The sequence below is a fragment of the Enterococcus italicus genome (genome assembly GCF_023743875.1).
Lineage (GTDB): Bacteria > Bacillota > Bacilli > Lactobacillales > Enterococcaceae > Enterococcus_G > Enterococcus_G italicus.
This window is the reverse complement of the sequence record NZ_JAMRVB010000001.1, coordinates 1,451,543-1,474,586: the sequence shown is the minus strand read 5'-3', so window position 1 is coordinate 1,474,586 and position 23,044 is coordinate 1,451,543. Positions and strand designations below refer to the sequence as shown.

16 protein-coding genes and 3 pseudogenes are annotated in these 23,044 nt (G+C 38.2%); 8 read left to right on the top strand and 11 right to left on the bottom strand.

The window, feature by feature from the left end; all coding sequences use genetic code 11:
* Positions 1-12 precede the first annotated feature (12 nt).
* From fliI to flgB, 7 genes are all read right to left on the bottom strand, one after another.
* On the bottom strand, positions 13-1,341 hold the full coding sequence (gene fliI, locus NE257_RS07170) for a flagellar protein export ATPase FliI (protein WP_251886104.1): 1,329 nt from the start codon (positions 1,339-1,341) through the stop codon (positions 13-15).
* Positions 1,338-2,096: a FliH/SctL family protein gene (locus NE257_RS07165; RefSeq protein WP_251886103.1), complete on the bottom strand. Its 759-nt coding sequence runs from the start codon at positions 2,094-2,096 to the stop codon at positions 1,338-1,340. The genes fliI and NE257_RS07165 overlap by 4 nt, the downstream gene beginning before the upstream one ends.
* Entirely contained in the window at positions 2,080-3,075 is a 996-nt protein-coding gene (gene fliG / locus NE257_RS07160) for a flagellar motor switch protein FliG (protein ID WP_276532309.1), read from the bottom strand. Before fliG ends, NE257_RS07165 begins: the two co-directional genes overlap by 17 nt.
* A gap of 18 nt (positions 3,076-3,093) precedes the next feature.
* A complete protein-coding gene (gene fliF / locus NE257_RS07155; RefSeq protein WP_251886102.1) occupies positions 3,094-4,683 on the bottom strand; it encodes a flagellar basal-body MS-ring/collar protein FliF in 1,590 nt (529 codons plus the stop codon).
* A gap of 182 nt (positions 4,684-4,865) precedes the next feature.
* A complete protein-coding gene (fliE, locus tag NE257_RS07150) occupies positions 4,866-5,192 on the bottom strand; it encodes a flagellar hook-basal body complex protein FliE (protein WP_251869369.1) in 327 nt (108 codons plus the stop codon).
* A gap of 13 nt (positions 5,193-5,205) precedes the next feature.
* On the bottom strand, positions 5,206-5,628 hold the full coding sequence (flgC, locus tag NE257_RS07145) for a flagellar basal body rod protein FlgC (protein ID WP_251869368.1): 423 nt from the start codon (positions 5,626-5,628) through the stop codon (positions 5,206-5,208).
* Positions 5,629-5,644: 16 nt separating this feature from the next.
* A complete protein-coding gene (flgB, locus tag NE257_RS07140; RefSeq protein WP_251886101.1) occupies positions 5,645-6,016 on the bottom strand; it encodes a flagellar basal body rod protein FlgB in 372 nt (123 codons plus the stop codon).
* Positions 6,017-6,202: 186 nt separating this feature from the next.
* On the opposite strand from flgB, the pseudogene NE257_RS07135 reads away from it, so the two are divergent.
* The 6 genes and pseudogenes from NE257_RS07135 to NE257_RS07110 form a co-directional block, all read left to right on the top strand.
* Positions 6,203-6,355: pseudogene (locus tag NE257_RS07135) on the top strand (transposase); the annotation flags it as partial.
* Between the two features lie 2 nt (positions 6,356-6,357).
* Positions 6,358-7,472 (top strand): IS3 family transposase gene (locus NE257_RS07130; RefSeq protein WP_251886100.1). Its coding sequence is split into 2 segments (ribosomal slippage): positions 6,358-6,559 and positions 6,559-7,472, totalling 1,116 coding nucleotides; the frame shifts between segments, so codons are not numbered across the junction.
* A gap of 383 nt (positions 7,473-7,855) precedes the next feature.
* Positions 7,856-9,103, top strand: a complete 1,248-nt coding sequence (locus tag NE257_RS07125) for a carboxylate--amine ligase (RefSeq protein WP_251886099.1) — start codon at positions 7,856-7,858, stop codon at positions 9,101-9,103.
* 3 nt (positions 9,104-9,106) lie between these two features.
* Positions 9,107-9,814: an amino acid racemase gene (locus tag NE257_RS07120; RefSeq protein WP_251886098.1), complete on the top strand. Its 708-nt coding sequence runs from the start codon at positions 9,107-9,109 to the stop codon at positions 9,812-9,814.
* 455 nt (positions 9,815-10,269) lie between these two features.
* Entirely contained in the window at positions 10,270-11,046 is a 777-nt protein-coding gene (motA, locus tag NE257_RS07115) for a flagellar motor stator protein MotA (protein ID WP_251886456.1), read from the top strand.
* A gap of 7 nt (positions 11,047-11,053) precedes the next feature.
* Positions 11,054-11,842 (top strand): OmpA/MotB family protein, encoded by a 789-nt coding sequence (locus tag NE257_RS07110; RefSeq protein ID WP_251869363.1) that lies wholly within the window; start codon positions 11,054-11,056, stop codon positions 11,840-11,842.
* Between the two features lie 295 nt (positions 11,843-12,137).
* On the opposite strand, the pseudogene NE257_RS07105 reads toward NE257_RS07110, so the two are convergent.
* Both NE257_RS07105 and NE257_RS07100 read right to left on the bottom strand, forming a co-directional pair.
* Positions 12,138-12,773: pseudogene (locus tag NE257_RS07105) on the bottom strand (NAD(P)-dependent malic enzyme); the annotation flags it as partial.
* 2 nt (positions 12,774-12,775) lie between these two features.
* Positions 12,776-13,064 (bottom strand): annotated as a pseudogene (locus tag NE257_RS07100) (IS30 family transposase); the annotation flags it as partial.
* Positions 13,065-13,364: 300 nt separating this feature from the next.
* Between NE257_RS07100 and NE257_RS07095 the strand changes: the two are divergent.
* Both NE257_RS07095 and NE257_RS07090 read left to right on the top strand, forming a co-directional pair.
* On the top strand, positions 13,365-13,739 hold the full coding sequence (locus NE257_RS07095; RefSeq protein ID WP_251869361.1) for a PH domain-containing protein: 375 nt from the start codon (positions 13,365-13,367) through the stop codon (positions 13,737-13,739).
* Entirely contained in the window at positions 13,732-15,195 is a 1,464-nt protein-coding gene (locus tag NE257_RS07090; protein ID WP_251886096.1) for a PH domain-containing protein, read from the top strand. Before NE257_RS07095 ends, NE257_RS07090 begins: the two co-directional genes overlap by 8 nt.
* A gap of 243 nt (positions 15,196-15,438) precedes the next feature.
* On the opposite strand, the gene rpoC is transcribed toward NE257_RS07090, so the two are convergent.
* Both rpoC and rpoB read right to left on the bottom strand, forming a co-directional pair.
* Positions 15,439-19,092 carry a DNA-directed RNA polymerase subunit beta' gene (gene rpoC / locus NE257_RS07085; RefSeq protein ID WP_338127551.1) on the bottom strand — a complete coding sequence of 1,218 codons (3,654 nt, stop codon included), beginning with the start codon at positions 19,090-19,092 and terminating at the stop codon, positions 15,439-15,441.
* A gap of 74 nt (positions 19,093-19,166) precedes the next feature.
* Positions 19,167-22,766 carry a DNA-directed RNA polymerase subunit beta gene (gene rpoB / locus NE257_RS07080; protein ID WP_251851935.1) on the bottom strand — a complete coding sequence of 1,200 codons (3,600 nt, stop codon included), beginning with the start codon at positions 22,764-22,766 and terminating at the stop codon, positions 19,167-19,169.
* Positions 22,767-23,044 lie beyond the last annotated feature (278 nt).

The following is a 23,044-nucleotide window of genomic DNA, read 5'->3' as shown; positions in this document are numbered from 1 at the left end:
TTCCTATTTAATTTATAAACGATCTTTTAAATCAAAAATTTGAGCTAATGAGGTTAATGTATCCTCAAATGATGAGTACTCATTCACACTTTGCTTCAAGAAATCTTGAATGGGATAATGAACCGAAATGGCGTAATCTGTTAACGGATTACTTCCCTGTTTATACGCACCTATATCAATTAAATCCTTAGCTTCTTGATAAATGGCAATATTTTCTTTTAACTCACCAGCTAATTTTTTTTGTTCGTCTGTTATTAAACTGCTCATTAATCGACTTAAACTATTCTGTATATCTACTGCTGGATAGTGATTCTGAGCGGCTATCTTTCGAGAAAGTATCAAATGACCATCCAATATTCCTCGTACCGCATCAGCAATTGGTTCATTCATGTCATCCCCTTCAACTAAAACTGTATAAAAGGCGGTGATAGATCCTTTGTCTGACATACCACTTCGTTCTAACAACTTAGGTAGAGTAGCAAAAACAGAAGGTGTGTAGCCTCTTGTAGTAGGCGGCTCTCCAATTGACAGCCCAATCTCTCGCTGCGCCATAGCAAAACGAGTAACCGAATCCATCATCAACACCACTTTTTTTCCTTGATCTCTGAAATATTCCGCAATAGCAGTAGCCACATGAGCGCCTTTTAGTCGAACTAACGGTGGCATATCAGAAGTTGCACATACTACAATTGATTTTTGATAGCCTTTCTCACCTAAGTCATTTTCAATAAACTCTTTTACTTCTCTACCACGTTCACCGACTAAACCGATGACGATTATATCTGCATCACAATACTTAGCTAACATACCTAGTAGTGTGCTTTTCCCTACACCACTTCCGGCAAAAATCCCCATCCGTTGACCTTGACCAACTGTTAGCAGGCCATCAATTACTCGAACCCCTGTGGTCATCGCATTCACTATTTTCTTTCGCAGAAAAGGGCTAGGAGGTTCTTGAACAACAGGATACTCTTCATACCGTTCCGTAAGTTCAGCACCATCCATCAATCGTCCCAAACCATCCAATGTATGTCCCAATAGTTGCTCGTTTATTTTAACAGTTAGGGTTTTACCAGTAGGCTTAACTAAGCATCCTGGACCAATACCTTCTAAATAGTCTAATGGCATCAATAACACTTGATTTTTAGAAAAACCAACAACTTCTCCTAACGTTTGCTTATTTTGCAAAGGTAAAAGAATCTCACAAACTTCACCAATAAAGACTTGAATACCTTCCACACGAATAGTTAAACCAACTACCTCTGAGACCTTCCCATATTTTGTATAAAAATTGCGAGACTCCAATCGCTTCATATATCGGCCAATAGGTAGTTTAATCATTCCATATCATCCTTCACTAACTCATCTATAAAATTACTTAATTCTGCTTTTAAATCGAATAATGTAAAATCATCATCTGTCTCTACTGAATAATTGGTTTGTGTCAAACTAGTCTCTTTCAATACAGTGATGCGCACATGATGCCAGTCAGCTTTTTTCGACTCAATAAATTCTCGTACTTTTGCTATTTGTTTTTCATGGACACGCACGATAATTAATTCTTTTGGGTAATCAATGTTCTCGATAAAATTCCCAATTTTTTCGGCAATGACGGTTTCTTTCGTGTCAATGATTGTTTCTGTTAATTGCTCAGCTAACGCTACGCTGAACTTTACCAATTCTAGTTTTTGTTCTCGAATCATCGTTTTTATTTCAAAATCAGCATCAAATAAATTATTTTTCGCTTCTTCAATATACTGTTTTGCTTCGACTTTTGCTTGTTCAATCCCTTGACGATAACCAGATTCTTGCCCAGCTTTTTGGCCTTCAATAAAACCTTTTTGATAGGCATCCGCCTCAATCTGCTTGGACTGTTCTCTAATTTCTGCTAAGGTTTCGCTTTTTATTTTTTCTAATTTCCGTACTTCTGTTTGATAATTAATTGCTATTTTCATAGCTTCAGGAGTACTAATAGACAGTTCTGGCGCTATCACTTCTTCTATCTTTTTTTCTTCTATTTTTGTAATAATCTCTTTATTAGCAGAAGATTGCGTGACTTGACCATTTTTTAATACTTTTTTATTTAACAACTGCATCTTGGTCGCCTCTTCCAATATATATTTCTCCGGCTTCATCCAGTCGGCGAATAATCGCAACTACTTCATGTTGTGCTTCTTCAATAGCAGATAGTCGTGTTGGCCCCATAAATTGTAATTCTTCTTTCAAATTGTCTACCGCACGTGAAGATAAATTAGAGAAAACAAATTCCTTAATTTGATCTGATGAGCCCTTCAACGCAAGAACTAATACGTTGTTTTCAACTTCTCGTAATACTTTTTGAACATCTAGATTGTCTAAACCAATAATATCTTCGAACGTAAATAGACTTGCTTTTACTTCGTTTGATAATTCTGGTTGTCGTTTTTCTAAATCTGACAAAATATTCTTTTCAGTACTACGACTAACTGAATTCAGAATTTCAACTAATGTATGAACACCACCGACATTTTCTGATGCATTTTCGACATAATTTGAGAATTTGTTTTCAATTACTTTTTCAATTCTTTCAATGATGGTTGGTGAAGTGCTTGAAATTTTACCGATTCTTTCAGCAATCTCTACTTGGAGATGGTTTGGGAATTGCGATAAAATATTGGCAGATTTATCCGGTTGCATATAGCAAAGTATCAAAGAAACTGTCTGCGGATGTTCATTTAGTAGCAAGTTTGTTAGTTGTTGAACATCTGATTTACGAGCAATGTTGAATGGTTTTTCTCTCAACTGGATTTGTGTCAATACATCGATGACTTCTTTCGCTTTTTGTGGACCTAACGCCTGATTCAAAAGCCCTTTGGCATAATCTAAACCACCATCGAGAACATATTCTCTAGCTGTCGCGGTGTTTACAAACTCTCCTAATACATCATTACGTTCTTCTGGACTAACGAAATCCGTATTAGCAATTTCATAACTTATTTTTTGAATGTAACTGTCTGGCAATAGTTTCATGATTTTGGCAGAAGTATCTGAACCAAGAGAAATCATTAATATTGCAGCTTTTTTTATTCCTTCCATCGATTCCACATATCTCTCCTAATTGTTTTCCTTTAACCATGCCTTAATCAAATCCGCTGCAGCTTCAGGGTTCTTATCTGCAAATTCTTTAATTTTCTTTTCTTCTATATCTTCAATAGGTACTTTTAGATTTAATCCACTATTCCTATCTTCTGTTGTTTGACGTGAATCTGATTCATTTGCTCTGGCTGAAGTCATGTTTACTGGTTCATCTTCTTCGAGAAACTCATCCTCTTCATAATTTTCAAATTCACGTTCTTTAGGTCGTTTTCTAAATAAAATAAATCCTACAATTCCCATGACTGCTATCACTAATACAACAGTAGCAATCACTATGTAGGGTAAATAACGTTTTAATAGAGATGTATTGTTTGATTCATCCACAGCTACAGCATCGGTTGTTGTATCCGTTTGATTTGTAAAATCTATTCCCTGAATAGACAAGACATCTCCACGTGCTTCATTATATCCAATTGCCGATTGGATAATATTTTGGAGGTTTTCTTGTTCTTCTACAGATAGTGCTTTGCTAATTACGACTGAACTTGTTAACCTTCTAATAGATGAAGGAGCATTTATTGTTTTAGTAGTTTCTTGATCAACCTCATTATTTACACTTCGATCGAAAGCTTTATTGGCATTCCCATTGTCACCCGTTACATTAGTAACGTTGTCTTCCACTGTCCCATTTTGAGCTTGCTGTACATCTTCTTGTGTCCCACTAGCCTGTACATTCTCGCTTCGTATTGCTGTGTCACCATACGTTACTTTTGTACTTTCTGTTGAGTCAAAGTTTAAATCTAGATTAATTGATAATTGATAATTTCCAGTCCCGTATATTTTCTGCAATATGGTATCAAGCTTATTTTCCAAATCTTTTTCATAATTTTTCTTGATTTCTATGTATCGATTGCTCACAGAAGATACTTGCCCATTTTCATCAGTCGATGTCGTTAATGTGCGACCGTTGCTATCAACTACTTTAATGTTTTCTGGTGACAAATCCTCAACAGCACCTGAAACAAGATTAACAATACCTTGAACAGCGGTTTCTGAAATACTAGCGCTTTTTAACGTTAAAACAACTGATGCGGTACTATCTTTGCTTTTTTCTGAAAAAACACTATTATCTGGCATTACCAATAATACTTTTGCTTTTGAAACAGTACTTAATGACTCAATTGCCCGCTGTAACTCACCCGTTACTGCGCGTTGGTACATAATTTTCCGATCTTCATCTGTGGTCATAAGACCTGTGTTATCAAATAACTCAAATCCCGTTGAAGAATTAGGTAATTTATTATCTACAGCTAAACTAATCCGATATTCGGCAATTTTATCTTGTTCCACTAAAATTGTTTTTCCGTTATCTGACAATTTATAGGTAATATTTTGTTCTTGTAGATTTTGCGTAATTGTTCCGGCATCTTGTTCGCTAAGGTTAGAGAATAGTACTCCATATTCTGTACGATTCATCAGGTAATAAGCTGAACCGCTTACAGCTATAATAGTTAAACTTCCGAGAATGAAAATAACACGCTTAAGCGTGCTAAGATTTTGCCATCTGAACTTTACATTTTCTCCAAACTTTTTTATCTTCTCGTTCACATTTTTTTGCTCCTCTGGCTATTTGCTTTTCTATCCATATACATCCCCTACTGAATTAAATCTTGCATCAACTCGTGAAACTGGGACTATTACGAAGATAACTGTCGATATTTGAAAATACGCAATTTCAGCTTCAGCGTATTTTTGAGTATTGAGCTATCTCCATTTTTTTATTTTTGTAATTAAAATTGCATATTTTTCAAATCATTATAAGCTTCAAGGGCTTTATTTCTTACTTGAACAGCAGTTTGTAATGCTAGTTGAGCTTCAGTCATCCGTGTCATGACGCTACCTAAATCTGTTTCTTTCCCTGTGATCACATTTTGCGTATCTTGACTAACAACATCCATGTTTGAATTTAGATTTCCGATTGCTTGTGATAACACGTCTGAAAACTTGCTAGCATCTGTTGGAGTAACACTTGCACTAGTTAAGCCTTGTGCCTGTTGAATAGCTTGTAATGTTGATTGATACTTAGCTAACTGATTTTCGATCGATAGACTGTCCATATTCATTCACCTCTTAATTTTTTGAAATTTCTAGTGCTTTTTTCAAAATTGTTTTATTACTTTCAGCAGCAGAGGCATTCGCTTCGTATGTTCTTACAGCTTGTAACATTGCTACCATTTCATCAGCCATGTTTACATTTGATTGTTCAACATAGCCATTTTCATCAGCTTCTGGGTTTTCTGGATCATAGCTCATCTTTATTTCTTGATTTTCGGTAATACCAGTTGAACGTACACCATAACTACGTTCCAAACGATTCGTTCCGATTGACTGACGAAGGTTTTCAGCAAAAGTAACGGTCTTTTGCTTATAGGCCCCTCCCTCAGCTGTTTTAGTGGTATTAACATTGGCAATATTTGTGGAGATTGTATCTAGTTTAAACCGTTCTAATGCTAACCCACTCGCATTAATATTCAGTCCATTAAAAATACCCATGATTTTCTCCTTAATTTTAAGATGATGTTACTGTGTTATACATTGACAATCGACCATTCAATTGCGCAGTCAGTGCACTATAATACAAGGCATTTGTTGATTGATTTAACATCTCGACATCTAAATCAACATTGTTCCCATTTTCTTTTACTGATAAACCGGTTCGTTCAGTTATTCTACCTAGAGTATGGTTAGGTGCCTGCATATGTCTCTCATTAGTTTTTTTTAGTTGTCCAGCATTATCAACAGATTTATTCAGCAAATTTTCAAACTCTATCCGTTTCACTTTATAATTGGCTGTATTTACATTTGCAATATTATTGGAAATTAAATTTGCACGTTCATTTGAAACAGTCATCGCATCTTTTATAGTGTTATAATTATCCATAAAAACTCCTTTATACGATATTTATTCATTTTTCCTAAATTAATTTCTATTTTATAATACATATTATCTCATTACGACGATTACGTCCATATAATTGTGTAAAAGTGAAGCATCAAAAAAGCCATTGATCTCAGTTAGGAGTACAATGTTTTTTGCAGAAAACATACTCGAATAGGACTGATACCAATGACTCAAGTACATTTTACTTTTGAAAGCGAAGAAATTCAAGCAACTATAAACGAAAGCGGTGCGGATGATACCGCAAAAACACTTATGACTATCATGTTTAATCAGCTGATGGAAGAACAACGAAATCAATATATTCAGGCAAATGCCTATGTATGAACGTTCAGAAGATAATCTTAGATTTAAACCAGTCTTGCCAATCGGTCGAGGAACTGGCTGAGCAATATGGTATCGCTACACAAACGATTTATCGCTGGAAGAAGCTTTATAAAAAGAATGAAGCAACCGGCATGACTGAGGCAGAAATCCTAGCAATGAAAAAGGAAATGGCCCGCATGCAGGAGGAAAACACCATTCTAAAAAAGGCTTTAACCATATTTGCTCAAAAGTAAAATCGAGTGATGTCTTCGAGTTTATTCAATCAAATGCTAATGATCATGACGTAAAACAAATGTGCACAGTTTTGGAAGCCCCGAAGTCCAGCTATTATGACTGGGTGAACAAGAAGCCTTACAAGCGTCAATCAGAAAACGCACGCTTAAGCCGCTTGATTTCGGGAATCTACTTTGAAAACAAGGGTATCTATGGTGCGCCCAAAATTCATAAGATTCTTATCAGTTGTGGCGAGAACCTGTCCCTAAAGCGAGTACAAAAACTGTTTAGAAAGTTGGGCTTACGGTCAATCACCATGAAAAAGTATAAACCAGGAAAACAAGCGAAAGTTAATAGCGAAGGACACAAAAACCTGTTAAACCAAGATTTCGCAACTACGTCGATCAATCAAAAGCGGGTGACAGATATCACCTGTATCCATACCCTAAAAGATGGCTGGACCTACCTCTCCACCATCCAAGACCTCCACACAAAGAAAATCATCGGTTGGAAGTTTGGCAAGCAGATGACCAAGGAACTAGTCATTGAAACTCTTGACCATGCACTTTTGAACCACACGCCCTCCGAGAACCTGATCATCCACTCAGACCTGGGTTCTCAGTACACCAGCGAAGCCTACGAGTCAAAGCTGAAAGAATTGAATATCCGGCACTCATACAGTCGCAAAGGTTGTCCCTATGATAATGCCGGTATCGAATCATTTCACGCATCACTCAAAAAAGAAGAAGTGTACTCATCAAAAGCATATGAAAGCTTTGAAGCTGCTCATATGGCGTTGTTTCAGTATATTGAAGGCTTTTACAATCGCAAGCGAATTCACAGCAGTATCGATTATTTAACACCAAATCAAATGGAGGAGTTGGCATTACAAGCTTAGCCCATGCCATCCACTTACATTTTTTTGCGAGATTCCCGCGGGCGAGTATCTCATCGCTTCGACCAGCGGTCAAACCAAGACCGTTTGACCGCTGATCGAAGTGATGAAGTGGAAGCCCTGTGGAAATCTCGAAAAAAACTCTCGCAAATCGTGTCCGAGGTATTGACTCAAATCCATGCTTTCCCACGAACAATCGGCCGGAGTCAAGGTTGATGAAAGCTGACGATACGAGCTGGGACACTGTGCATGTTGTAGTTGCTTTTTGCCTTTTTAAACTGTCATAATGGAATATACTAGACTAAGTGTATTTATTACCTTTTTTGTGATATAATTTATGTGTTTTTGCTTATTATGATTCTGTGTTTATTTGGAGGAAATTGATAATGAATAAAAGTGTCGCTCACTTTCAGCCAGTTTTACTGGGTAGCGATTTTAATGTATATGGTATGGCGCGCTCTTTCCATGAAGCATATCAAATAAAATCTATTTCGTTATGCTCTATACAGCTTGCCCCTATTAAGTATTCAAAAATCATTGACGTCCATATCCTACCTGATCTGGATCAAGAAAATCAATTTACCCAGTTACTTACTTCGTTTTATAAAAAAAACTGCACCAACAACTGTACATATTTACTGATTCCTTGTGGCGATGCGTATGCAAAACTTCTTTCAAAATTTCAAGATGAATTAAAAGAAATGTATCATTTCTCTACTATTCCTTTTGCTACCTATGAGAAATTAGAAAATAAAGCTACCTTTTATGAAGTTTGCCAACAATTCAATATTCCTTATCCTACAACTGTTGAAATCACCAAAAATCAGCTATCTAGTTATCAAGAAAGTATTCAGCATTTGCCTTTTTCATTTCCCGTTGTTTTAAAACCAAGTGACAGTATTAGTTATTTGCCACTTCAATTTGAAGAGAAAAAGAAGGCCTATATTATTGAAGATTCCGATACCTTATTACATATTATTCAAAAAATTTATCACGCTGGTTATAAAGAATCCATATTAATTCAAGATTTTATCCCGGGATCAGATGCAAATATGCGCGTATTAAATGCTTATGTGGATCAGGAACACCAGATACGGATGATGTTCTTAGGTAATCCAATATTAGAGGACCCTAGCCCAGCAAATATTGGAAACTATGTAGCAATTTTACCTGATTTTCAACCAGCTATATTTGAGAATATCCAACGACTTTTAACCAGCATCAACTATACCGGTTTTGCCAATTTTGATTTAAAATTTGATCACCGTGATCAACAATTCAAATTATTTGAAATTAATCTTAGACAAGGTCGAAGCAGCTTCTTTGTTACACTAAATGGCTATAATCTCGCTAAGTATTTAGTAGATGACTTAATTTTAAAAGTACCTTTTCAACAAACTGAACTTGGCGAAGGGAACAAACTATGGCTAGGTGCACCACGGCAAGTTATTCTACGCTATCTTTCAGATAATTCTCTAAAAACACGTGTTAAACAGTATATTTCTCATCATCAATATGGTACAACAAGTTTCTATAATAAAGATATTTCGATTCGTCATTTTTTGCTACAATGCTATACATTTTTCCGTTATCGGATCAAGTTCCGTAAAAATTTTAAAAGGAAGATAGACTAACTAATGAATAATTTTTTTGCTATTTTAGGTGGTATGGGAACATTAGCTACAGAAAGTTTCATCCATTCATTAAATAAAAAAACGCCTTCGGCCAAAGATCAAGACTATCTTAATTATGTTGTTGTCAATCATGCCACTATTCCTGATCGAACTGAATTTATTAAAGATTCGCAAGCTGCAGATCCACGACCGTACCTACTTAAAGATATTCAGGACTTTGCTAAGTTAGAACCGAATTTTTTTGTCTTAACTTGCAATACGGCTCATTATTTTTTTGATGAATTGCAAGCAAGTACTACTATTCCACTACTTCATATGCCTAAAATAGCCACTAATTCTCTTAATACTCGCTACCACATAAAAAAAAACAGTACTATTTTTTTTCTTGGGACTGAGGGAAGTTTGTTTTCACAAGTATACAAGAATCTTATCGAATCTGAAGGTTACCAATACCGTACACCCGCTCTCTCTGTTCAAAAAAAAATCAATCATTTAATTTATGAAGACGTCAAACAAAAAAAATATCTCAACTATCCACTATTTTATGAAATACTTTCCGAGCTTTTGGAAATTGACCCACAAGCTCATATGCTTTTAGGCTGTACTGAACTATCCTGTTTGTTTGAACAATTTACTACGAAATTGGATTTTCCGATAATTGATGCTCAAAATGAATTAATTGATTTTATTTTAACCCACTCAAACCAATAGAAATGAACAATTGAGGTGTAATTCTATCCTTCATCCACATTCTTTTTTTTATAAATTTATTGATTTCGAATAAGAATATTAAATATAATGGAAAATTATATTTAATATTCTTATTCTTTCGCCGATATCTACTATGACGAGTAGAAAAATGGACACAGTAATCTTTTTCAAAGATGGTTTTTGTTAGTATTGAAGATTCAATGGCCGTTATCCCTTTAGTTCCTCAACGGAAATAATTCTTGTAAGCTACCATACCTCAACCATTTCACTTTCCCATCAATAGAAAATTAATTGATCAATAGACCCTATACATATTGGGATTGTTAGCTATTCATCATCTTTTTTAGACGGTAAAAACTATTTTGAAAAATTTTACTATGAACTTCTTCTACATAAATATACAGTACCAATTAATGGTGCAATTTTTTGAACAGATAGAAAGGATGATTATAAACGTGGATATATTTTTGTTAATTGGGATAATCTTAGGGTTAGTTTCTGTTATTGTAGGGATGATTGTAAAAGGAGCTAATGTGCTAGTATTATTAAACCCCGCTGCTGCCATCATTATTTTTGTGGGAATTATTGCAGCTGTTGTCAACTCATACCCTAGTAGTGACATTAAGAAGATACCCAAGCTCTTTGTTATTTTATTTAAAAACAAAACATATGATGCACCTGCAACGATTACCCAAATTATTGAGATGGCTAATGTAGCTCGACGAGAGGGGCTTCTTTCTCTAGAAAAAATAGTCCAAGATTTGGATAACCCTTTTTTAAAAAAGGGCTTAGAAATGGTAGTAGATGGTTTACCACCAGAACAAGTTCAAGAGATTATGGAAAATGAAATTATCGGAATGGAAGACCGGCATAAAATTGGTAGTGATATTTTTAAAACAGCCGGAACTAGCTCACCAACATTAGGAGTTCTAGGAGCTGTTATCGGACTAATTGGGGCCTTGGGGAACTTGAATGATGTGGAAGCCTTAGGTCATATGATTTCTGCTGCGTTCGTTGCTACTCTATACGGAATTTTTTTTGGTTATGTTCTATTTATTCCTTTCAGTAATCGCCTAAAGCTCAAATCAGAAATGGAAGTATTTCAAATGGGGCTTATTATGGAAGGTGTCTTAGCAATTCAATCAGGAAGCTCTCCTAAAGCCATTGAGAAAAAATTATATAGTTTATTAGATCCTAAACAACGACAAACTGATTCTAAACAAAAGGAGTAGCTAGTTTATGAAACGAAAAAAGAAGCATGAAGATCATGTTGATGAAGGATGGCTATTACCTTATTCAGATATGCTTACTCTTTTACTAGCTTTATTTATCGTGATGTTTGCTATGGCTAAAATTGATGATACTAAATTCCAACAAATACGTAATGAATTTGGTTCTATTTTATCAAGTCATTCTGAGAGTGGTGGCTCGATTATTGGTACTGTTATTGATATTAAAGATAACGGTAACTTAGAAAAAACTGGTGATTCTGCTACAACTGCTGATGGTGCTAAGAATCAGGAAGCGGTAGTGAAGGCGCAGTTAGAGTCACAACAAATGAAAGAAACTAGCGCACGTATTAGTAAGGAATTAGCTGACTCTAAACTAAAAGATACTGCACAAGTTAAACTGGATTCGGAAGGAATTCATATTACTCTGGACGGAAATATCTTATTCGCTTCTGGTAGTGCATCACTGACGGAAAACATGAATGAAACGTTATCTATTCTGGATAAATCTTTGAAATCTTTACGCGGAAACCCTGTTGTGATTGCTGGACATACAGATGATGTACCTCAAATTGGTGGACTTTATAGCGACAATTGGGAATTAAGTGCGGCTCGAGCTATCTCTGTAATGAACTACTTCGTTTCTAAACAAACCATTCAAGCCAATAATACATCCATTCAAGCTTATGCAGACACTAAACCTAAAGCTTCTAATGCAACTCCTGATGGACGAGCTAAAAATCGCAGAGTCGAATTATTAATTCAACGAACAGAAGAAGATACTTCAAAAGAAAAATAAATTAAAAACTCTTTGACTGTTAGTATGGATAGAAGCTCACTCTATAAACGTTGTATAGAAAAATACTTGTTCATCCATATTCCTTTCAACTAGATTTCACTCATTGAGATAGTTGGAAGGATTTTTATGTCACAAAATATTATATCCATTCAAATTCAGTTACTCTGTCAATAAATAGCGCTGCAGACAATAAAGTCTACAGCGCTATTTTTTGTTTTTGTTGACTACGCTTCATCATGTAATTATGAAGCAACAGAAAAGTCTAATTGTTTTATTTTTACAGTATATTCTCGTCCTATTGTACTTTGCCACTGACGCTATCAGCAACAACTTTCGCTACATTTGGTTGGAAAGCATCTGGAATAATATTGGTAGGTGACAATTCACTTTCGGGTACTAGACTAGCAATTCCATGAGCGGCTGCGATTTGCATCTCAACTGCAATTTTAGTTGCTCGTGAATCTAGCGCTCCTCGGAAAATCCCCGGAAATGCTAATACGTTATTAATTTGATTTGGAAAATCACTGCGTCCAGTCCCTACGATATAAGCCCCTGCCGCAATCTCTTCATCTGGAAAAATTTCAGGAATCGGATTAGCCAATGCAAAAATAATTGGTTGTTCATTCATCTCTTTTATCCATTCTGCATGCAATGCACCAGAAGCGGATACACCAATAAAGACGTGGGCACCTACTAACGCTTCTTTTAACAATCCAGATCGGAATTCACGGTTGGTTACTTTTGCAATTTCAGCATGGTGTGGGAATAATTTATCGCTTTCTTTTTCATTAATAATACCGTCCTTATCCACTACTGTAATATCTGTAGCCCCTGCCGCAAAAAGTTTACGCGTAATCGATAATCCTGCTGAACCACCACCGTTAACAACAATTTTCGCTTCTTCTAATGGCACACCGATTAATTTTAAATTAAACGGCCAACAATCACATCAGGTGTCCAACCTTGAACAACCCTCTTTTGAATATATTCTGTTTGTTCATCTGATAAGACAATAGGAAGTCTGCCACAGCGAGTTTTATTCTTCTTGTATTGATTGAAATAATCCAGAGCATTGTGCCCTGTTTTGAAAAAATTGGTAAACTTTATGAATCGTTTGTCTAAATCTATTCAATAGTACTGCGGTTTTGGCTACAGATTGATGATTATTATAATACGCCTCTATCATTGCAAGTTCATTTGATGTAAGATGGGTATAGGTCATTTGTCTTCACTCCTTATAATTCTTTCGCGGGAACTATCTTGAGTGTAGCACAAATGACTTTTTTATTTGTCTAGCTTAATTTTACAATCGGTGTATAAAGAAAAACACACTTAATCATTGCTTGACGTTGTTTTCTATTTATGAGACGATAAAAAGAAAATGAACCGAGGTTCTTAACTATTTATGAATTATCCCCTACTTACTCATCAAATGCCTAAGAGAATCCAAGCAGTATGGCGGAAAAGCCTTTTTGCATCAGTTAGTAGTCTTTTGCTCATTGAACTGATTGTATTTGGTGGAATGTCGCGATTTTTGGACTTGACTTTACTTATTTGGGTCTGTTTCGCTTGTTTGATACTTGTCACATTTATTCTTGGGATTTCGCTTTATCTCTTGATCCCTTACCGTTATACCTTTCATCGCTACGAAATTACTGAAGAGGATGTCGCATTACAAAAGGGCTATTTTTTCCGTACAACTACGTATGTCCCACTCAATCGCATCCAACATATCGAAACCAATCAAGGACCATTTTTACGTCGTGAACAATTGATGGAATTGATCATCCATACAGCTGCCACCGCCCACAAGCTCTCTGGTCTTGATACCGTTCAAGCCCAAGCACTAAGAGAGCAACTCATCGCCCTAGTAAAGGTGGCGAAAGAAGATGTCTGAAGCCAAACACTTTCATCCGCTCGCTTTTTTCTTGCTCTTCTTCTCTCAGGTCAAAACATGGTGGTTTATCTTTTTGCCACTCCTTCCACGTATCGTTGCCGGCGAAAAATGGACGTGGTGGCTGATTCTGGGTCTATTGACATTAGCAAGCGGTCACGCTTTTCTTAGCTATTGGTTTGCTCGCTATCAATTAACCACGACCCATCTAGACATTATGCAAGGAATTTTTATAAAAAAACGACGTACCATTCCATACGAACGCATTCAATCAGTCCACCAAAGACAATGGTTTTTCTTTAAGCCTTTTGATTTGGTCCATTTAAAAGTCGATACAGCAAGTGGCGGGGCTGCCGAAGCCGAAGCGAATTTACTCGCTGTGCCTACTCTCGTGTTTCAGCAATTAGAAGCATACCGTGTTCATGATGTCCCCTCTGGCCAAGCAGTAGCGACACTAGACGAACCAGGCTACGCGGTCACGCAGCGAGAGATTTTTTTGTTTGCTGCTACTGACCTTGGTCTGATCCCATTATTTTTTGCGGCATTATCCTTACTAGATCAGCTGATACCTTCTGATTGGTTAGAAAAATCCTCAACGGAAGGTCAATTGCTTTTCCGTTCAGGCTGGATCGTAGCATCTGTGTTAGCTATCTTGCTTTTACTTTGTCTCGTTTTTGTCTCTTTTGCCAAACAATTTATCCTGTTTTACCAGTTCCAAGTTACTCGCACTTCCCAAGAGTTACATATTGAACGGGGCTTATTTGAAAGACGAACCACCATTGTCCCAATTGCCAAAATCCAGCAAGTCCAGCTCAAGCAACAATTATTCAGACAAGTATTAGGCTTAACGACGGTCCAAATTATTTTAGCTGGCGAGCAAGAAAAAGAAGATAGCGTCCTTGGAAAAATCTATCTCTTACCGATTATTTCGCAAAAAATTGTGTACAAAAAATTAGCAGAGCTACTACCGGAATTGCAGCTAACTAAGCCTGACTTACACTACGTAACGGCGAAAAATCACCACTTACTTTGGTACTTCTGGCGCTGGCCACTAGCATGTTTCGTTCCCGTAAGTTTGTTGGTTGCTTACTTTTTTCATTGGTTTGCTCTGATCCCTATCGCTTTCTTGCTCTTCTTTTTGGTTGCTGGTCTGTACAAGCGAGAAGTGCAAGCCTATGTCTACCACGATAAGCAACTCGTCATCCAAACGGCTCACTTTTTAACCAAAGAACTTTCTTTTGTGGCCCACCGACGTGTCCAAAATTTTGAAACAACTACGAGTCGCTGGCTATACCCCAAACATCTAGGTCATGTTGCACTTGCTTCTTTAGCCGGCTCCTACTCCGAGCAATTGCACTTGCGATTTATCGCCCAACGAGACATCGACAAACTGTACGCATTTTATGGTCAACAGAGTCAGCGCCATGACATAACTGTCCATTCACAGCTTGATGACTAGTTTAAGAACACTGTGACAAAAATTTTGGCTGCTCCAACTAAATAGAATCAATCACAACAAAAAGCCGTAAAAACCAAAAGTTATTTTTCAAACTTTTGGTTTTTACGGTCTTTTTTTCAGCTGAACCATTCTGTCTCAGCCTCTTGCCTATGTTACGGTCGTTCAAAAGTAGCGCTCTTTGAAATAAGTCAAAACTTATCACTCATAGCTAACTACTTTTGACACGCCCTCATTGCTTATTGATTAAAACTCATGGTTGTTCAATGCATCTTCAACAGCCATTTGTGCTTCAATATCTGAAATACTATAAACATTTTCGCTAGCAACAGTTACTTCTTTTGGTTCCATGTTGCGGTAGCGAGCCATACCTGTACCAGCAGGAATGATTTTTCCGATAATAACATTTTCTTTCAATCCTAGTAATGGATCTTTTTTACCTCGGATCGCAGCATCGGTCAAGACACGAGTTGTTTCTTGGAAGGAAGCAGCAGATAAGAAACTATTTGTTTCCAATGATGCTTTTGTAATTCCAAGTAAGACTGGTCGCGCTGTGGCTGGAACACCACCAGAAACCAATGTTTTGTAGTTGCGGTCTTTGAAATCAGCAATATCTAATAATGTACCTGGTAAAATATCTGTATCACCTGGATCCATCACACGTACTTTACGTAACATTTGACGAACCATTACTTCGATATGTTTGTCGCCGATTTCTACCCCTTGCATACGGTATACACGTTGAACTTCTCGTAATAAGTAGTTTTCAACAGATAAAACATCGCGCACTTGTAATAAGTGTTTTGGTTCAATTGATCCTTCTGTAAGTGGTGCTCCACGATGAATCATGTCCCCTTCAGCCACTTTCATACGAGCTGTAAACGGTACGGTGTATGTCCGTGTATCAGTTTTACCTTTGATCGTGACTTCTTTCGTACGAGTCGCTGCATCTTCAGAGATATCAATGACATCCCCTGTTACTTCTGTAATGACAGCTTGCCCTTTCGGATTACGTGCTTCAAAAATTTCTTGAACCCGTGGTAACCCTTGTGTGATATCGTCTCCGGCTACCCCACCCGTATGGAATGTACGCATGGTTAACTGAGTACCGGGTTCACCGATTGATTGAGCCGCAATTGTTCCAACTGCTTCACCCACTTCAACTTCATTCCCTGTAGCAAGGTTACGTCCGTAACAATGTTTACATACACCATGTTTGGTATTACATGTAAAGACTGAGCGGATTGACACTTCTTCAATATCAGCATCAATAATTTGTTTAGCAATGTCTTCTGTAATTAAATCATTTTTACCAATGATTACTTCACCAGTAACAGGATTTTTGACAGATTTATGTGTGTAACGACCAATCAAGCGTTCTTCAAGTGACTCGATCATTTCATTTCCTTCACGAATTGCTTTGATGTTTAGGCCACGATCGGTGCCACAATCATCTTCGCGGATAATCACATCTTGTGCTACGTCAACCAAACGACGAGTTAAGTAACCTGAATCGGCTGTCTTCAAGGCGGTATCGGTCATCCCTTTACGCGCACCATGGGTTGAGATAAACATTTCTAAGACGGTTAATCCTTCACGGAAGTTCGAGATGATCGGCAATTCCATGATACGGCCATTCGGAGCGGCCATCAATCCACGCATCCCAGCAAGCTGAGTAAAGTTGGAAATATTACCACGGGCTCCTGAATCAGACATCATGAAGATTGGGTTTTTCGCATCTAATGATTCCATTAATTTTTGTTGGATTTGATCTTTTGCATCGTTCCATACGCCGATTACTCGTTCGTATCGTTCATCATCTGTGATCAAACCACGACGGAATTGTTTGGTAATCGTTTCGACTTGTTTATGTGAAGCATCGATAATATCATGTTTTTCGTGTAATACCATGATATCGGCAATCCCTACAGTAATACCCGCAGTCGTTGAATGCTTGTATCCTAAGTCTTTCATGCGGTCTAGCATATGAGAAGTTTCTGTTACTTTAAAGCGTTTGAAGACTTCTGCGATAATGTTTCCTAAGTTTTTCTTCTTAAATGGATGAACCAATTCTTGCTCTTTAATAAAGGCAGGAATATCTTGACCACGCTCAACAAAGTATTTATCTGGTGTTTGTACAGTTAAGTTAAAGTCAGTTGGTTCATTTAAGTAAGGGAATTCTGGTGGCATAATTGAGTTGAAAATGATTTTCCCAACTGTTGTTACCATCAAGCGACCTTTTTGTTCATCCGTAAATGGTTTTTCACCAAGTGTATTCGGATTAACGGCAATTCTTGAGTGCAAATGGACATAGCCATTGCGCCAAGCTGTAACAGCTTCATCCATATCACGGAAGATCATACCTTCACCTTCGCGACCTTCTTCTTCCATCGTTAGGTAATAGTTACCTAAAACCATATCTTGGGAAGGGGTAACGACTGGTTTGCCGTCTTTTGGATTCAAGATGTTTTGAGCGGCAAGCATCAACATACGTGCTTCTGCTTGTGCTTCTTCATTTAATGGTACGTGAACAGCCATTTGGTCTCCATCAAAGTCGGCATTATACGCTTCACATACTAATGGATGCAAACGAATCGCGCGGCCTTCAACTAAGACTGGTTCAAATGCTTGGATACCTAGACGGTGAAGCGTAGGTGCCCGGTTCAATAGGACAGGATGTTCTTTAATAACATCTTCTAATACATCCCATACGTCATCTTCTTGGCGTTCAATTTTACGTTTGGCATTTTTGATATTTGATGCCAATTCGCGTTTAACAAGCTCACGCATCACGAATGGTTTAAATAATTCAATAGCCATTTCTTTTGGTAGTCCACATTGATACATTTTCAAGAATGGTCCTACAACGATAACGGAACGACCAGAATAGTCAACCCGTTTTCCTAGTAAGTTTTGACGGAAACGACCTTGCTTCCCTTTCAACATATGAGAAAGTGATTTCAATGGACGATTTCCTGGGCCAGTCACTGGACGGCCACGGCGACCATTGTCGATCAATGCGTCAACTGCTTCTTGCAACATGCGTTTTTCATTTTGAACGATAATATTTGGTGCGTTCAAATCTAATAAACGTTTCAACCGGTTGTTACGGTTAATTACACGACGGTACAAATCATTCAAGTCAGATGTAGCGAAACGGCCACCTTCTAATTGAACCATTGGACGCAAGTCTGGTGGAATAACAGGAATGACATCCATAACCATCCAGCTTGGCTTGTTACCTGACGCGCGGAATGCTTCTAAAATATCCAGACGACGGATTGCACGTGTCCGCTTTTGACCAGAAGCTGTTTTTAATTCTTCTTTTAATTCAAGAACTTCACCATCTAGGTCAACATTATCTAACAACTGACGAATAGCTTCTGCACCCATTGCCGCATTAAATTCTTGGCCATATTGCGCACGTTTGTCGCGGTATTCGCGCTCTGTTAGTAATTGTTTGGCTTCTAAGCTCGTATTACCAGGCTCAATCACTACATATGAAGCAAAATAGATGATTTCTTCCAAAGCACGTGGGCTCATGTCTAACACTAGACCCATACGAGATGGAATACCTTTGAAATACCAGATATGAGATACTGGTGCTGCAAGTTCGATGTGACCCATACGTTCACGACGAACTTTTGAACGTGTGACTTCTACGCCACAACGGTCACAAACAATCCCTTTGTAACGGATACGTTTGTATTTTCCACAAGCACATTCCCAGTCTTTCGTTGGGCCGAAGATACGCTCGTCAAATAACCCTTCACGTTCAGGTTTTAAAGTACGATAGTTAATGGTCTCAGGTTTTTTTACTTCCCCGTAAGACCAGCTTCTAATTTTTTCTGGAGAAGCCAAACCTATTTGCATACTTTCGAATTTATTTACATCGATCAAAAGGGGTTCCCTCCATTTCATTTCATGGCTGTAGCAAAAGCAACTCGCCACCTAAATAGGTGACGGTCACTTCATTAATCTAAAGGATTTTCGACTGCTTCTTCGTCTTTCGGCGTAAAAGTAGGTTTTTGGCTTTGTGCATCACGTGCACTTTGTTGTTCTGCAAATTTCGTTAATGCATCAACAGTGATTAGATCATCATCTTCATCATCCATATCGCGTAATTCAATTTCTTGATCGTCGATATCTAGGACTCTCATGTCTAAACCAAGTGATTGTAATTCTTTTACTAATACGCGGAAAGATTCCGGAACACCTGGTTTTGGAATTGGTTCGCCTTTGACGATGGCTTCGTATGTTTTCACACGACCAACAACGTCATCTGATTTGTACGTTAAGATTTCTTGTAAAGTATAAGCAGCACCGTATGCTTCCAGTGCCCATACTTCCATTTCTCCGAAACGTTGTCCACCAAACTGAGCTTTTCCTCCAAGTGGTTGTTGTGTTACCAATGAGTATGGTCCAATTGAACGAGCATGCAATTTATCATCAACCATGTGGGCCAATTTAATCATATACATGACACCAACAGAAATACGTCCATCGAATGGTTCACCTGTACGGCCATCATAAAGAATAGTTTTCGCATCTTTGGCCATACCAGCTTCACGAACTGTTTCCCATACGTCTTCATCGGAAGCTCCATCGAAGACCGGTGTTGCTACGTGAATACCTAATTGACGGGCAGCCATTCCTAAGTGTAATTCCAATACTTGTCCAATGTTCATCCGAGAAGGTACCCCTAGTGGATTCAACATGATGTCGACTGGTGTGCCATCTGGTAAGAAAGGCATGTCTTCTTCTGGCATAATGCGCGAAACGACCCCTTTGTTTCCGTGACGACCGGCCATTTTGTCACCTTCGTGAATTTTACGTTTTTGAACGATATAGACACGAACCAACATATTAACACCTGGAGATAATTCATCGCCTGCTTCACGAGTAAAGATTTTCACATCGTGGACGATCCCGCCACCGCCGTGAGGAACGCGTAGTGATGTATCACGTACTTCACGTGCTTTCTCACCAAAGATTGCATGCAATAGACGCTCTTCAGCTGAAAGCTCGGTTACTCCTTTAGGTGTTACTTTCCCAACTAATAAGTCACCATCTTCAACTTCCGCACCGATGCGGATGATACCCATTTCATCAAGGTTCTTCAAGGCATCTTCACCGACGTTTGGAATTTCACGAGTGATTTCTTCAGGTCCTAATTTTGTATCACGTGCTTCTGATTCGTATTCTTCGATATGAACAGATGTATAGACATCATCTTTTACAAGACGACGGCTCATGATAACCGCATCTTCATAGTTGTACCCTTCCCAAGTCATGAAGGCTACTAATACGTTTTGACCTAAAGCCATTTCGCCGTTTTCCATTGATGGTCCATCGGCTAATGTATCGCCTTTTTCTACTTGCTCACCTAAGCCGACTAATGGGCGTTGGTTGTAGCTTGTACCTGAGTTTGAGCGACGGAATTTCGTAATTGCATACGTATCAAGTGTGCCGTTGTCACGACGAACGCGAATTTCTTTTGCGTCTACGTATTCAACAACACCATCTGCTTTACATAAAAGAGCTGCACCTGAGTCATGGGCTGATTTGTATTCCATACCCGTTCCTACCCAAGGTGATTTTGGATTAATTAACGGTACTGCTTGACGTTGCATGTTGGCACCCATCAAGGCACGGTTGGAGTCGTCGTTTTCCAAGAAAGGAATACAAGCGGTAGCGACTGCGACTACTTGTTTTGGCGATACATCCATGTAATCGACTTTATTTACATCGATTTCTAAGTTTTCACTTGTTGCACGCGCCATTACGACAGAGTTTTTGAATGTTCCATCTTCATTTAATGGGCTATTTGCTTGGGCAACAACATAATGGTCTTCTATGTCTGCTGTTAAGTAATCAATCGTATCTGTTACACGACCACTTTCACGATCAACACGACGATACGGTGTTTCAATAAAGCCATATTTGTTTACTTTCGCGTAAGAAGCCAAACTATTGATTAACCCGATATTCGGTCCTTCAGGTGTTTCAATCGGACACATACGACCATAGTGAGAGTAATGCACGTCACGCACTTCATAACCGGCACGGTCACGTGTTAATCCACCAGGTCCTAAAGCTGATAGACGACGTTTGTGCGTCAACTCACCTAGTGGGTTGGTTTGATCCATGAACTGTGACAACTGAGAAGAACCAAAGAATTCTTTGATACTTGCTACCACTGGACGAATATTGATTAATTGTTGTGGCGTTAGTGTTTCTGTATCTTGGATAGACATACGTTCACGAACAACACGTTCCATCCGTGCTAAACCAATGCGGAATTGATTTTGTAATAACTCTCCAACTGAACGGATACGACGGTTACCTAAGTGGTCGATATCGTCCACTTTGCCGATACTTTCCATTAAGTTAAAGAAGTAGCTCATCGCTGAGATAATGTCTGCTGGGCGTACAGTACGTACTTCAGGTCCAGGGTAACCATTCCCAATCACATTGATTTCGCGTTCTGGATCAAGTGGTGAGAAGACTTTGATAACTTGAACTGTCATCGGGTCAGTCACAACACCGTCTTCAGATGGGTAATAAGTCACAGCGTTTAAGCCGTTTGTTAAGTATTCACCCAATGTTTCATCCATTACTTGATGCGTAATCACGGTACCTTTTTCAACAATGATTTCGCCTGTTTCTGGATCGACTAATGTTTCTGCTAATGTCAGATTCAATAGACGTGTACGCAAATCTAGCTTTTTATTAACTTTATAGCGACCTACAGCTGCTAAATCGTAACGACGGGGATCGAAGAAGCGAGCATTTAGTAGATTTCTTGAACTATCTGCTGTTTTTGGTTCACCTGGACGTAGACGTTCGTATACATCCTTCAATCCTTCTTCCGTTCGAGAATCACTCGCATTTTTATGCAAGTCTTTTTCGATCGTGTTACGTAAAGATTCGCTTTCGCCAAAAATGTCAAAAATCGTATCATCTGAGCCAAACCCTAATGCCCGAACAAGTACGGTCAATGGAATTTTGCGTGTACGGTCGATTCGAACGTACGAAATATCTTTGGCATCAGTTTCCATTTCTAACCATGCGCCACGGTTAGGAATCACTGTTGAGCCAAACCCTTCTTTTCCGTTTTTGTCTACTTTTCCATGGAAATATACACCTGGAGAACGAACCAACTGAGAAACGATTACTCGTTCTGCCCCATTAATGATAAAGGTTCCTTGTTCTGTCATCAGTGGGAAATCACCAAAGAAGACTTCTTGCGCTTTAATTTCGCCTGTTTCGCGGTTGGTTAAACGCAATGTGACATGCAACGGTGCCGAATAGTTGGCATCATGTGCGCGTGCTTCTTCCACCGTATATTTCGGTGTTTTCAATTCATAATCCACAAATTCTAGTGATAGGTTTCCATTAAAATCATCAATTGGCAAAATGTCTTCAAACATTTCTCTTAAGCCTTCATCTAAAAACCATTGATAAGAGTCCGTTTGAATCTCAATTAAATTCGGTAATTCCAATACTTCACTGATCCGTGCGAAACTTCTACGTTCGCGGTGCTTTCCGTATTTTACTACGTGTCCAGCCAAGCTCTTCACCCCTCTAAATTTTCTTCCAAGAATTGCATTCGCGATTCTTTACAGTATTGTTACAAAAATTAAATTTTAGTGACAGCGAACATTTTTTGCGGGTTTAGGACAAAAAAAAACCAAAAATAGAGACTCTTCAAAAAGGAAGCTTTCTACTTTTGTTTCTTATCCCGAAGCCGAAACGGACAATATTTCGTTTCTGCTCTTTGCACTTGCGATAGTTTTTGCATCTCTTAATTATATACACCTCTTCCTATTATGTCAAGGAATGTACCGCA

Bases quoted from the DNA above. Each gene is read 5' to 3' on its own strand.
- NE257_RS07110 (WP_251869363.1), top strand. From the start codon at position 11,054: ATGAAACGAAAAAAGAAGCATGAAGATCATGTTGATGAAGGATGGCTA.
- NE257_RS07125 (WP_251886099.1), top strand. From the start codon at position 7,856: ATGAATAAAAGTGTCGCTCACTTTCAGCCAGTTTTACTGGGTAGCGAT.
- NE257_RS07090 (WP_251886096.1), top strand. From the start codon at position 13,732: ATGTCTGAAGCCAAACACTTTCATCCGCTCGCTTTTTTCTTGCTCTTC.
- NE257_RS07120 (WP_251886098.1), top strand. From the start codon at position 9,107: ATGAATAATTTTTTTGCTATTTTAGGTGGTATGGGAACATTAGCTACA.
- fliE (WP_251869369.1), bottom strand. From the start codon at position 5,192: ATGGACAGTCTATCGATCGAAAATCAGTTAGCTAAGTATCAATCAACA.
- flgB (WP_251886101.1), bottom strand. From the start codon at position 6,016: ATGGATAATTATAACACTATAAAAGATGCGATGACTGTTTCAAATGAA.
- flgC (WP_251869368.1), bottom strand. From the start codon at position 5,628: ATGGGTATTTTTAATGGACTGAATATTAATGCGAGTGGGTTAGCATTA.
- NE257_RS07095 (WP_251869361.1), top strand. From the start codon at position 13,365: ATGTCGCGATTTTTGGACTTGACTTTACTTATTTGGGTCTGTTTCGCT.
- fliI (WP_251886104.1), bottom strand. From the start codon at position 1,341: ATGATTAAACTACCTATTGGCCGATATATGAAGCGATTGGAGTCTCGC.
- fliG (WP_276532309.1), bottom strand. From the start codon at position 3,075: ATGGAAGGAATAAAAAAAGCTGCAATATTAATGATTTCTCTTGGTTCA.
- NE257_RS07165 (WP_251886103.1), bottom strand. From the start codon at position 2,096: ATGCAGTTGTTAAATAAAAAAGTATTAAAAAATGGTCAAGTCACGCAA.